This window comes from Paenibacillus sp. YN15 (assembly GCF_003285005.1).
GTDB lineage: Bacteria > Bacillota > Bacilli > Paenibacillales > NBRC-103111 > Paenibacillus_AR.
Genome location: NZ_QMFA01000002.1, coordinates 68,991 through 81,460, shown reverse-complemented (window position 1 = coordinate 81,460; position 12,470 = coordinate 68,991). Strand labels below are relative to the sequence as shown.

At 45.3% G+C, this 12,470-nt stretch carries 16 protein-coding genes and 2 pseudogenes; all 18 read right to left on the bottom strand.

Features of this window, described 5'->3' with window-relative positions:
• Positions 1 to 344: 344 nt before the first annotated feature.
• A pseudogene (locus tag DQG13_RS31335) lies at positions 345 to 621 on the bottom strand (transposase); the annotation flags it as partial.
• A gap of 158 nt (positions 622 to 779) precedes the next feature.
• The gene (locus DQG13_RS02380; protein ID WP_181592519.1) at positions 780 to 1,424 is read right to left on the bottom strand and encodes a histidine phosphatase family protein; all 645 of its coding nucleotides are present in this window, start codon (positions 1,422 to 1,424) and stop codon (positions 780 to 782) included.
• A gap of 62 nt (positions 1,425 to 1,486) precedes the next feature.
• Positions 1,487 to 2,368, bottom strand: a complete 882-nt coding sequence (locus DQG13_RS02375; protein ID WP_113017882.1) for a DUF4261 domain-containing protein — start codon at positions 2,366 to 2,368, stop codon at positions 1,487 to 1,489.
• 34 nt (positions 2,369 to 2,402) lie between these two features.
• Positions 2,403 to 2,945, bottom strand: a complete 543-nt coding sequence (locus DQG13_RS02370) for a hypothetical protein (RefSeq protein ID WP_113017881.1) — start codon at positions 2,943 to 2,945, stop codon at positions 2,403 to 2,405.
• A 91-nt stretch (positions 2,946 to 3,036) separates the two neighbouring features.
• Entirely contained in the window at positions 3,037 to 4,182 is a 1,146-nt protein-coding gene (locus DQG13_RS02365) for an epoxide hydrolase family protein (RefSeq protein ID WP_113017880.1), read from the bottom strand.
• 28 nt (positions 4,183 to 4,210) lie between these two features.
• Positions 4,211 to 4,507 (bottom strand): hypothetical protein, encoded by a 297-nt coding sequence (locus tag DQG13_RS02360; RefSeq protein WP_113017878.1) that lies wholly within the window; start codon positions 4,505 to 4,507, stop codon positions 4,211 to 4,213.
• Between the two features lie 295 nt (positions 4,508 to 4,802).
• Positions 4,803 to 5,318 (bottom strand): hypothetical protein, encoded by a 516-nt coding sequence (locus DQG13_RS02355; RefSeq protein WP_113017876.1) that lies wholly within the window; start codon positions 5,316 to 5,318, stop codon positions 4,803 to 4,805.
• A 25-nt stretch (positions 5,319 to 5,343) separates the two neighbouring features.
• Complete coding sequence (locus tag DQG13_RS30490) at positions 5,344 to 5,550, bottom strand: hypothetical protein (protein ID WP_146767085.1); 207 nt, start codon at positions 5,548 to 5,550, stop codon at positions 5,344 to 5,346.
• A gap of 174 nt (positions 5,551 to 5,724) precedes the next feature.
• Positions 5,725 to 6,342, bottom strand: a complete 618-nt coding sequence (locus DQG13_RS02350) for a hypothetical protein (RefSeq protein ID WP_113017874.1) — start codon at positions 6,340 to 6,342, stop codon at positions 5,725 to 5,727.
• Between the two features lie 32 nt (positions 6,343 to 6,374).
• Positions 6,375 to 6,899: an AAA family ATPase gene (locus tag DQG13_RS02345; protein ID WP_113017872.1), complete on the bottom strand. Its 525-nt coding sequence runs from the start codon at positions 6,897 to 6,899 to the stop codon at positions 6,375 to 6,377.
• Between the two features lie 191 nt (positions 6,900 to 7,090).
• Positions 7,091 to 7,363 (bottom strand): hypothetical protein, encoded by a 273-nt coding sequence (locus DQG13_RS02340; RefSeq protein WP_113017870.1) that lies wholly within the window; start codon positions 7,361 to 7,363, stop codon positions 7,091 to 7,093.
• Positions 7,364 to 7,421: 58 nt separating this feature from the next.
• Positions 7,422 to 8,246, bottom strand: coding sequence for a CPBP family intramembrane glutamic endopeptidase (locus DQG13_RS02335; RefSeq protein ID WP_113017868.1), 825 nt, complete (start codon positions 8,244 to 8,246; stop codon positions 7,422 to 7,424).
• 34 nt (positions 8,247 to 8,280) lie between these two features.
• Positions 8,281 to 8,736 carry a hypothetical protein gene (locus DQG13_RS02330; protein ID WP_113017865.1) on the bottom strand — a complete coding sequence of 152 codons (456 nt, stop codon included), beginning with the start codon at positions 8,734 to 8,736 and terminating at the stop codon, positions 8,281 to 8,283.
• Between the two features lie 376 nt (positions 8,737 to 9,112).
• A complete protein-coding gene (locus DQG13_RS02325) occupies positions 9,113 to 9,529 on the bottom strand; it encodes a zinc ribbon domain-containing protein (protein WP_113017863.1) in 417 nt (138 codons plus the stop codon).
• Between the two features lie 60 nt (positions 9,530 to 9,589).
• Positions 9,590 to 9,682, bottom strand: a pseudogene (locus DQG13_RS02320) (metallothiol transferase FosB); the annotation flags it as partial.
• A gap of 28 nt (positions 9,683 to 9,710) precedes the next feature.
• Complete coding sequence (locus tag DQG13_RS02315; protein WP_113017861.1) at positions 9,711 to 9,893, bottom strand: hypothetical protein; 183 nt, start codon at positions 9,891 to 9,893, stop codon at positions 9,711 to 9,713.
• A 51-nt stretch (positions 9,894 to 9,944) separates the two neighbouring features.
• On the bottom strand, positions 9,945 to 11,402 hold the full coding sequence (locus DQG13_RS02310; protein ID WP_113017859.1) for an amidase family protein: 1,458 nt from the start codon (positions 11,400 to 11,402) through the stop codon (positions 9,945 to 9,947).
• A 361-nt stretch (positions 11,403 to 11,763) separates the two neighbouring features.
• Positions 11,764 to 12,249 carry a hypothetical protein gene (locus tag DQG13_RS02305; protein ID WP_113017857.1) on the bottom strand — a complete coding sequence of 162 codons (486 nt, stop codon included), beginning with the start codon at positions 12,247 to 12,249 and terminating at the stop codon, positions 11,764 to 11,766.
• Positions 12,250 to 12,470: the final 221 nt, after the last annotated feature.

Genomic DNA, 12,470 nt, shown 5'->3' with positions numbered 1-12,470 from the left:
TAATCCTAAAAGGATAGGTGCAGTAATTAATCCCGAGACAAAGCCCTTTATCCAGGTCGAGTTTGTTTTTTGCCACCATCCAATTGCTATCCCAACCGGAATACTAATCACGATGGTCACCATCATCTTCGCAATAAACTGTATGTGTCCCTCTGCATTTTGAATCGAGTCCCACCAACGTACTGGATCAATATAGACAATAGGTAGAATGAAATATAGCAGTATTACAGTAATGGATGCGATTAAGAAGCCTCTTTTAAACAGAGGATTCACCTCCCACATTATGTATAACTATACAAACGAAATATTCAACTAAAAGTTGCTATATATTCGGCAAAAAACAATTAGAATTGCAAATATAAGCGTTCCACAGTAGCGGAGGGTGTTCGTTAATATGGCAAATGAAACCTTGAACGGCTTTGCGGATTTTTTGAACCGAATCGAAAAGCACATTGTAAATGACCGATGACTTCATCCAGCCCCATAGTTCTTCAATCATGTTCAGATTTGGACTGTAGGGCGGAAGATACATCAACAAAACGGCTGAATGAGTTCGGCGCGATGAATCTTCGCGTTATCCAAAATCATCACGATCCGATTTCCTTCATATTTCACTAGCACCTGTGTTATAGTAGTGGCAGGGCAGCAGTTCAAGCTGAAAGTCCATGAAAATGCACCTCGCGTATGGTTAATATGGTTGTAGTCGCACTTCCATTTTACCATTTTCGCATAGGTGCATTTTTGTTTCTATCCGTTTTTCGGGGCTTTTTGAACAGGCTCTATATATATTCCGTCACAGTGGACAGGGGTTCTTCAAGCTTGTGCCGCTCGTCGTTCATGGCGAAGACATTAATCGTCCGATCCGGGTTGATGCGCAATCGGGTAATACCGCAATTGCCATGATGAAAATAAATGCCCGAATGCGACATGCCGAAAAAACGCTTCAATAGTGCATTCCCTGAATTTCCGTGAATAATGACGGCAATGATCGCTTCCGGCTCAGCTTGAGCCATAGCAAAAAACGCTTCGGCAATGCCGCCCATACGCTCTAGCACTTCCTCTTCCGTTTCATCGTTTTTGAAAGCGGCCCAGCCTTCTTCCGTCGCTTCCGCAGGAAACTCGAACATGGGAAATCGCTGACACAGCGCCGAACGTCCATGTCCAGGTTCATCCCAGCAAAAGTGAGACTCCGCCAGGTCCCGCCAAAAGATGCAGGGAGCCTGCAAGATGCCGCTAATCACTTCCGCCGTTTCCAATGCCCGGTGTACCAAGCTGCTGTATATACGCTGAATATTCTCACCGCGCAGCGCCTCTCCAGTCTGGCGCGCCTGTACGATTCCGCGGGGGGAGAGCAGGCTGTCCTTCAGTGAACTTGCACCGATATTGTGAAGCGACTCTCCGTGACGTATCAGTAACAGTTCCAATCCTAACCCAACCTCCTTCATATATCCTTTGAAATCTGCTTCGTGGAGCAGATCCACTGGTCTCATTCACGGCTGCCGGAGGCGTATTGCCCCATACAAACGTCAAAAACCGGTCTGGACGGCTGGATCAAAGCATCCTCGCAACGGCATTTCCACTGTACATTAGGGTCAAACCGCCCATCCGCAATGCCATCGATAGTGTCGTCATTCTTTAAGGAGTCATTGTTTTTGAAAATATAAGCAGCGACAGTGTACGCATGATTCACCACCCAGTTCGGGTCCATGCTATGAAAATGGTACTGAAGGTCCGGCAAAAGCAACGTACTCATGCCAACGGTATCCACGAGCATGTCCTCTGTGCCCTGAATGTTAAAAAAACGGGCGTTAACCGCAAAGTGTATGAAGCGGTCCTCCCGCGGAATCTGATGGTTCCGAATCTCCCCGGCAGGGAACAGCTTTCCGGAGGTATGCAGATAAACCGCTTCGCACTGCGGAAACAGCTCCACCAGCGCCTCCATGAAGTCCATATCCAGCTCCGCCCGTTCCTCGACCGGAAGCGTCGCCGCCAGCATATCCGTGGCCATCACCTGATACCGGCATTCCTCCAGTATCCTGTCCCGCTCCCCCATACAGTTCCACATCTGGCTTTTCTGAAACACATCAATATGATCCGCCTCAAAAGAAGAGCAGGGCATAATCATCAACTGCGGCGGGACAGATGCATCCTTAAACTCCGCCAGATACTTGTTGGCCGAAAAACCTGCACCTTTTTCATTGTGCCAGAAGCACTCCACCTCCGAAAGATGCCGCGCCATGACCGCTTCCATCTGCGCTTTCTCCGGCAGCTCAACCGGCTCCTTCATTAAGAGCTGGATCATAAAGACTCCTCCGGGGCGTTCCTCCTTGCTTAGATCCTGCTTAAAAACCTCGTTTTGATTCTCCATTTTTTCTCCTTCCTGAAATCGAGGCAGGAATGGATTACACACTAAACCCTTTGATTTCATTAATGTTGGTTTCCAGCTTATCTAGGACTTCATTTATGGCGGCCTTCATATTGGCAACGTCAAGATTCTCCGTTTCTTGAGCCCTATGAGATTCCAGGCTATAATGATGCGCCTTTATGGTTTGTCTGTACCTGTTCTGCAGCCTCTCCAATTCGGAATAGGATTCAAACATACACTTTTCCAGCGGTGCCGGCAGCAATACATGGAAAGAAGAACCGCTCAGATGCTTAAATGAGAAAAAGGAGAACGAATCCACATAAGCGGCTCCCCATTCCAGCACATCAACTCCTGGATTGTTGCTTTGCTGAAGAACCCGCTTCAACTCCATAATGATTTCCAAATTCCTCTTTAGCTCCTCATGAATGCGGTGAACATTTTCCTTCAGCAGAACTTGCTTCTTTCGATTTAGAATGATCTCGTTAGCTTCAAATTGCCATCTGGCAATGGTATAAGCAATTAAACCGCCAATCGCGACGCCGAGTATGTGGACAGCAAGGTCTTTTATAAAATCCATCATTGGAAATCCCTCCCTTACATTCACTTTACATCCCGGTTTCACAGAATGCAACGTTAAATGTGCTCAGCTTCCCCAATCATCTTTTAGCAGCTTAGCCCCTGAGAACCCGAAAAAATGCGCGGATGTCATCGGCCAGATGCTCCGGGTCTTCCATGGCAGTAAAATGTCCGCCGCGCCGCATGGGAGTCCACCGGGTTATATTCAAGCTGCGCCTGGCCCAATCTTGGGGAGGGGGCAAAATGTCGGCCGGGAACAGCGCAACTCCCGTTGGCACCTCAATGCGTCCCAGCGGCGGCAGCGAATGGGCATTTTCATAGTACATATGGGCTGAGGAGCCTATCGTGTTGGTAACCCAATAGATCATAATATTGGTGAGCAGCTCATCCGCACTGAAGGCTTGCAGAAGATCACCGCCGCAACCGCTCCAGCTGCGGAATTTCTCCATGATCCAGCCGGCCAACCCCACCGGCGAATCGGAAAGCCCGTAAGCCAGGGTTTGAGGCTTGGTGGATTGGATGGACATATAGGCTCCCTCGCGGGAAATCCAGTCCTGCGCCTCTCTTTTGTAGCGCTGCTCCTCCTCCGAAAGCTCCTGATCCGGCGCAGCCATAAGCCCGCGAATAATCCCGATATCGGTTAGATGGATGCCGATCAGCAGCTCGGGATGGTTCGCCGCAAGGTACCGGGTGACTCCGGAGCCAATATCTCCGCCTGCAGCAGCGAATGTGGCGTAGCCGAGCTTTTCTGTCATGAGCTTGGCCCATATCCCGGCAACACCGCAATTGCTTATGCTGCTCCCTTCAGAACAGCTGGAGAAGCCGAAGCCAGGGACTGAAGGGACAATAACATCAAAGGCATCCTCTGGATTGCCGCCGTAGCGGGCTGGGTCAGTAAGAAGCGGAATGATCTTCCGGTAGCGCAGGAAGCTGTCCGGCCATCCATGGGTTAAAATAATCGGGATAGGATGAGGCCCCTTCCCCCGCTCATGAATGAAGTGCACCTCAACACCATCGACAGTACACCGAAAATGGGAAAATTGATTCAGCTCGGATTCGTGCACCCGCCAATCGTAATGGTCCCGCCAGTACGCAACCAGCGCTTGCAGTTCAGCCAATTCGGTTCCCCGCTCCCAGCCGGATTCCTTTGGCTGCTCCGGCCAACGGACACGGTTCAACCGCTCTTGCAGATCCAGAAGGACTTCATCGGATACATGGATATGAAAACGTTCAACGGGCAAATGAATCTCTCCTTTTTTAATTTGCTGACTAAACCAATAGCTTTTCATCCTCTGGCTTTTCGTCTCTGCGGGTTTGTTTTTTTCTTTCCTGAAGGAATGTCTTGCCTCCATCCCAGGCCATAAACCCTATCCCGATGATGCACAGCAGCAAAGCAACAATAAATTCCGCCTTCCCGCCGACTTCCTCAAGTGCCGTTCCGAACCTTCCAGGAGGTATAGACCACCCTTTTACCTCTGTCATAAAAATTACAGTTGAAATGTGGATTCCAATGTATAATAAGATTCCGGAAACAAATAAAAACCCGCCGATCAATACTTTTTTCATTTAATCTTCCCCCGGTTTCATCACTTCGCAGTTAACGTAAAGTTTTCCTTCTTGCTCTGCCATTCCACACCAATCTCAATCCTGGAATCCTTCCTTTCAAACGCGCCATTGCCTCTGGAAAACGGCTTATCACATCCTTGCTTTCAGGAGGAACGCTTAAATACCTCAGTGCCGCCTCCTCCAGTGAAAGTACCCTTGAAAGAATACGATAGCTCCTTCAGCTCCGATAACTCGAATAAGGTCGGCCTTAGTGGAAATGTGGTGTTAGGCGAAGTTGATGGCATCTTGAGACTCCTCATTGTTCAATCTTTTTATATTGTATTCCAGTATTTGTATTTGGGAGATAAGTAATTTTATATTTCTGTCCTCTTTCAATTTTTGATGAAATTAAGAAGCTTATTGATCTTCCATTAACAACAACGTACTCATTAAAGTCCTTTCTTTTGTGATATTCTTTTGAGATATACCCCTCCGTATAATAGAAATTTTGCGTTACTATTGTGGGAGCATCTTTCCAATAAGGTATAGTGAAATACTTCATAAAAAAAACTAAAAATATGACAGCAACTATCTTTCCTATAACTTCAGTTAGTATTTGTATGACCTCTTTGATATCATTCCGTCGCCAACGCCACAAACTTCTATTAAAAAGGATTATTGCTGCTATCCCTAAAGTAAATAAAGTGTAAAAAATACATATTAAAACAAAAAAAGTAACATAGAATATCTGCAACGATTTCACCCACAAGAAAATGATAGTTTTTTGTTTAAATAGGTTTTCATCAATTTTTCCTAACGTTATTGTATTCACGAAATGACCCAGCCCTAAATAGCTCTCATTTCAGGCTGGGTCGTTTGTCGTCTGAGTTTCTTCCATAATTATACACCTGATAATCGAGGAACGATAGTCCTGATGCATAAACCAATAATCTAACATAAGGATCTTGTTCCATTTCTTCTTGAGTATAATGTTCAAATAGATATTCTGTATTGTATGTAGGCTTTAAATTAATACCAATTTCCTTAAGCCATTTAAACATCATGATTCTTCCCCCGATAAGCTAGCTCCCGACTGGCCGCAGCTGCGGTTAGATTCGCAGGGTTGTCTGCTGATTCCACTTTCTCGAAAATGCCTTATGCAAGCCAAGGGGGCTTGTCCCCCGCCGCGTGAATACATGTCAGTTGAAGTCATCTCTTCATTGAAAATTATCGCGATATCATTCAAGAAGTCGTTGATCTATCATCATTACTCCATTTTTTTCTGCAGTTTCTATTACAATTGATTCCTTTATTCCCTTTAAATTCTTGAATATCTTTTTATCAACTATGCTTATTGGATTTGTGGATGGCTGTATCCCTGCTTTAATCTTATCTGTATTAATAGGTCCACCATCCATTTCCAAACAGGACTGTAGAGTTTCAATTGAACTCTTAACCCATATCCACTCACAAAAATCCTTGATTTCATCAAAACATTTTCCGGAAAATTTCCATACATCTTCATCAACTAGAACATCAAACTCTGGTATTAGGATAGTTCCCCGTATTTCATTCCTGCTGTAGCTCCAGAAATGCCTTAGCTCTGAGAAAGTGTCACTCATTAAGAGAATTTGCTTATAATTATTTTTGACGTGTTCATCAAAACCAAGAACAAACTTGTTCTCAAGAAGTTGTTGATTCCATTTGATAATTTCTTCGATGGTATTAGATTTACTATTCCAAAAACCTGACTTATAGGGATATTTAGAAAACAACGTTGAATAGAAATCCCTTACAAATGAACTGGTCAATGATCTATACGGAAAAGTCAATTCAATAGAGAAATACGGTGGCATTGAATTCTCCTTTATTGTTTTATAAAAACCCTTCAGATGATTACACCCAACGTTCTTGTATTTAGCTTTAATATTTCATCCATCGTCTCTGATACAGTCAAATTGGTTGTGTTAATCCTTGGGTAATCATAATCCTCATATATATGTCTTGTGTTCTTTAAGGCTCTTTCAATTCGTATCTCATCTCTATTATCGTTTCGCATCCTACTAATGTTCTCGTTAACATCACATTCTAGAATTATTGGATGAAACTCATAGCATATGCCATTTAATCTCAGTTCCTGTATCACATCATCAAATATTTGTTTTCGCGGCCCGTGAAATCCGTAAGGAAATATCACCGTCTCGATAAAATCGCATTGGAAACTATTAATCATTAAGGCACTAAGGTTTTGTTTGATCAGTCGGATGGTTTGATTATTAAATTCAAAGGGGTTCATGCTGCAACAATACTCACTATCAATATATACTGAGTTCGCAAGACGATTGTTCAGAGCTTTACTTACTGTTGATTTACCAACACCATTAGCGCCACATATGAAAATTAGTTTTTTCATTTAATTCATTCTCCTTAGAATTTCTTACAACAATTGCTTTACGATAATTTCCTATAACGTTGCTGTATTCACGAACCCAAGAGGCTTAAGGCCCGCCGCGTAAATACGGTGTTATATGAGTAACCGCCTTTATACTAACCCAAAAGTATTTCATTTAGGATTAATATCCATTTTTTAACATTACTATCCCCTTACAGCTCTTTATTCCAATTGCTTTTTATCTCATTTGCAATTTTCTTCAGCGGCGTTTCGAATTCTGCAAGGACCAGATAAATCACACCCGCTATAAAAGCTATCCGGCTAAACATGATCGGCCCTTCACCCACACTATTTAACATTACTTTAAAAAGATCGGACCCCCAAGATGACACATTGGAGCCAAAGATTGCCGCCGATATGTAACGTACTCCATACAAAAACGCAGCTATACCCAGCAATACTATTCCAGCAGTTCTTCTTTGCATTCCGAATTTTGCCTCCCTCACTTAATTTAATCTTTAAATCATCCCAAGAATATCTGGTCTATTCTTTCCCTATCGTAATCCAATAAACTGTTTGCCTGTTCATTTTGCCGTATATCACAACGGTTGCAATTGAAACAAGAATAATCGCCGCATTTGCGGCAATGGTTCCCGCCCAAGTTTTAGTCATACCGCCAAAGATGGGGGATGCCGCATTGAACATGGTGTGGAATAAAACACACATAAACACACGGCCTTTTCCCGATATGGTGTAAATGGCCCCATTGAAAAACCGAAACGACAAAAGTTGAACTGCAAACATCCCAAAGTTAATGAGCCCCTCTCCGTGATTCGTCCCCGGAATGAAGAAAAGAGGAATATGCCATAAAGTCCAAATAAATGCAGCGAAAATAGACGATAAAACAAATCCGTATTTTTTGTAAAGCCCAGGCTGCAGGATGTACATCCAACCGGCTTCCTCCAGGCCCCCGATAATAAGATTACCCGGCAGGGAAAGGAAGAACGTATAAAAGGGAAGCCCCATTTCGAACCGGCCTGAAACTGCAAGATGGATCAAAAAATACAGCGTCAGCCCTCCAACAACGAACAAATAGAGAGAGAGTTTATTTTTGGCGTAAAAAACAGTTTTCAACCATTCCTTAAAACCTGCTATTTTATTATTTTTCTTCAGAACGATATAGGAAGCAATAGCAGGAGACAAAATATAGATTGCGAAAGGAACATTCATCGCGAGCTGCTGCAGCGAGTAAACCCAATTGTGAACCGAATACCCAAATGGCCCCAGAGCAATTAAAGTCCCTGACACAAGATAAGCTATGCAAAATGTCAGAACCGTAAATTGTACTATGGTTTTTTTGTCTGTCACGATTTCCCCACCCCGAATTTGAAAAATATGATGATCACTTCGCTGTTAAATAAAAGGTTTCCTTTTTACCCTGCCATTCCACTGTAACCTCAATCTTTGATTCTTTCCTCTCAAATGCACCATTGCCGCTGGAGGACCTGCTTATAACCTCCTTGCTTTTAGGTGGCACGGTTAATGCTTCAGTTCCGCTCTCACTACCGGCATTACCCTTAAACGAGTATGATATTTCCTTAAGCTCCGATAACTCGGTCAACTCTCTGCTGTAAATGAGCTTAATTTCACTTGTCGAATTTGAACTATATTCCGTTCGGTTATTCTTTTCATGAAAGAATTCCTTGGCAGTCACTGTATATTCCGCAGTCCAATACTCTCCCGCCCCAACAAATACATAATTATGATTGATGATTTCCTTACCTCTCCCGACAAAATATCCCACTGCGGAGACAAGAACAAGCAGCAACAATGTTCCGGCCACTATTTTTTTCTTCATAGGTATACCTCCTTATCTGCAAGTTATGGATTCAATGATCCTCCAATATGGATCGTATCTTGATTTTCTTCGTCTTTATGGCCCCAAATTATTTGTATATTCATTCCATCTATTGCTACAGCTCCAAATAGATCTGTGCTGTCATCTTCAATGAAAGAATACGCAATCGTGAACTCAGTGGTTTATGACCTGTACCTCAGGGTTAATACATACTTTCCAGTGTTGGCCGTATCCCTCGAATACAATGGGGTCTTTTTGTTCATTAGAGCAAGCTGAAGTAAAAGCAACGAGTCTATGATTCTCCCGAATTCTTCACCTGGCGGTGCTGCAAACGAAGAATCGTAAATGCCTGCCGCGGGAAATGATGTGATGCTCTTCACCAATTGTCTCTAACTTCTTTACCGCACTTTGGACAATACTTGTATGTTTGTTCAATTACCTTGCTCCCGCAATAGGGACAGTAATTAATATTACGATCTGTAGTAGAATTGATTTCAGAAATTGTATGGTTACTTCTTGTTCGTTGGTTAAAATAATTGTCCAATGGATCGGGTTCTTCCTGATTTTCTGTTATATCAAAAACCGACATCCGGTTTTCCCCCGTTGCATTCTTGAAATGATAAATGCCTATCATAACTGCAAATCCTACAAAAACAATACCAAAAAACACAAAAAATATGGGAGCTCCCATATTTGCTGCGCCAATGGTCCAGATGACCCCAAACAACCCTATGGCAACACTCCCAATTGCCCCCATCGCAGATGGACCACGGCCGGGTTTAATGCTTTTCATCTATGAATACACCCTTTCCAAAAAGAATTGCGGTTCCCTATAATATTCCATTCTGTCAACTCATTGTCCTGTGTGCAATTCAAATTTATGTCCATCTGAGTCTATAAAATAAATCGAGTCTGTATCATCCCATTCCCTTCCTGGTAATATATTGGCGTCACATTTGCATCCATGTTTCTCCTTACTTATTTTTATTAAAATGATGCTTTATTTCCTCCAGTTCTTTTCTTATGAGAACTATTTCTCTTGTAAGCTTTGAATTATCTATGGAATAGCGAATCACCAATGAAATAACGGCTAACAGCACAATAATAAATAGTAAAGATATGAACAATCCCATTGGAGCAAACCCGGTCAGTTCCATCTTAACCTCCCAATTATCACTATAGCTTAAGATTTCATTTTCCCTTAACGATTAAATAAAGCTGCGCAGCGATGGCGGGCGACGGACTTTGTGATGTTGTTCAAAGGCATAAGCTAGCGAGATCAACACCGGCTCTTCATACGCCCTGGCGGCAAAAGCAACGCCGAATGGCACACCTGCCGAGGTATAGCCGGCGGGAACAACGATGGACGGATAGCCTGCACGTGAAGTGATCCTGGCGCCGAAATCGGCCGGGAACAGCAGGGCATCCAGCCCGTGCTCCCGCATCGTGGCATCAATGCCCTGCTCCTTGCAGAGGCGCAGGTCGGTGAGCCGGTCGCGCAAATACTGCGGCTCCGTAAACGTTCCGGAGGTAGTGTATTCGGCATCGATCAGCGTCGTTTGCCCGTAGCGCAGCGTCTGCACGGGATAGGCATGGTTGAAATCGATAATATCCTTAAGCGATCGTATTTTGGCACCAGGACCAAGTTTGGCAAGATAAGCACCAAGTGAGGCCTTGAATTCATTGAGGACCACGGACGAATATTTGATCGCGCGCGCTGTTCTGATGTCGGCCGGATCAATGATTGTTGCACCCAGTCCGCGCATCATGTCCAGTGTGCTGTTGAAGATGGCAAGCTGCTCATCCGTCAGCTCCTCAAAATAGTAATCGCGGGGAATGCCGATACGTGCTCCTTGCAGTCCATCAGCGTTAAGGAATACCGTGTAATCCGTATGCCGCTTCCCGGCGGCTGTACGGGTAGCGGCATCTTCGCCGTCTTCCCCTGCCAAGGCATTCAGCAGCAACACGGCGTCCCTCACCGTGCGGGCCATTGGGCCGGCGGTATCCTGGGTGTTCGACAACGGCAGAATGCCAGAGCGGCTGATGAGACCTACAGTCGGCTTGAAGCCGACAATGCCACCAAGATTGGCAGGATTGAGGATTGAGCCGGAGGTTTCCGTGCCCACGGACACGGTGCAGAAATTGCAGGCTACAGCCACAGCCGAGCCGGCGCTGGAGCCTCCCGTTGGAGTGGAAATGTTATACGGATTAAGCACCTGACCGCCGCGTGAGCTGTAGCCCGAAGGCATGCCGGTGGTCATGAAGTTGGCGAACTCCGTCATATTCGCTTTACCCATGATAATTGCTCCAGCTTCGCGCAGTCTGGCCACCAGGAAGGCATCCTCTACCGCATACGAATCGGCCAAAGCCAGCGAGCCTGCACTGGTATGCATTTTGTCACCGGTATTAATATTGTCCTTTAACAGCACGGGAATGCCATGCAGGGGACCGCGTGGGCCCCACGCAGCACGCTCCACATCCAGCGCTTCCGCGATGAACAGCGCATCCGGATTGAGCTCCAGCACCGAATTGACGGTCAGACCGTTCTTATCATGATCGGCAATCCGTTCGTAATACTCAAGAACCAGCTGTTTTGCGGTCAATTCGCCGGACTCCATCGCCGCCTGGATTTGCGGAATAGTGGCTTCCACAAGCTCAAAACCCATGGGCATCACGCCTCTTTTCTGCTTCGTATGAGTTTAATGCATACGCCTTCATCTAATTAGCCATCCACTGGCCGGATTGTGATTAACTGTTTTAATCTCTGCTTTATACTTGTCATGGGGTAGGCGGTTTGCGGAAACAATGAGGCTATTGCAGATGAAAGTATGCGGCTGCTGGGGAGTCTATCGTCACCGCGGTACAGGGTGAGAATACTATTCGTGGAGATGGCGGTCGAAGATTAGGAGTTGAAATACAAAACGCCCAGGAGGTCGAGCTGCCTCAGACGCCAAAGGCCTGCCCGGTCGGTGCAGCAGATCGTGCAGGCCACATTGATGTGCCGATTCAGGATGAGAGGCTGATGGATTACTCCCCAGCGCGGACAAAACCTTCCTCTGCCAGGTACTCCTCCGCTTCCGGCAGCGTCTCGAAGGCCATCTCCAGGTTCACTCCGGCATAGAGATACCACATGTCATCCTCGCATTTCAGCTCCAGCCCGTTTCCGTCCGCATCGGTCCAGCGGCTGTTTTGCGTTTTCCGCTTCTTTCGATTGGGGGAGGGAACCAAGGGTTCATAGGCCGCCAGCGCAGCCATCGTGGCATTCAACAATGTCCGCAGCCCGTCTTCGGAATAATCGCGGATATTGACAAACCCTTTGTCGTCCACGGGATAACCCTTCAGCAATCCTGCATATACAAAGCCATTGCCGTTCGGGTGTAAATGGTAGGCAATGGTTTTTTTGTCGTGGCGGCTCCCCTCAAAATGATAGTTCACCCGGCCAAGTGACACACTCTTGCGTTCAAGCTCGGGATAGGAATCCAGTACAGCCAGTTTCTGTTCAAAAGTCAGCATATCTCGCCTCCGGTTTACGGTTGTCAGTTCAAGTATCCCATTATACCACGGAGATATCACCTTTGTTATTAAATTACCTATTCATATACGGTGGGTATTGGAGATAGGAAGGAACGTTTTGCCTCTTGGAATATCAATTTTGTGGGTATTCTTGCTTATCTCAAAAGTTGTTATTTCCCTGCGCCACTACAAACCCAAAAATAATGGGCTTCTTGCAAGGG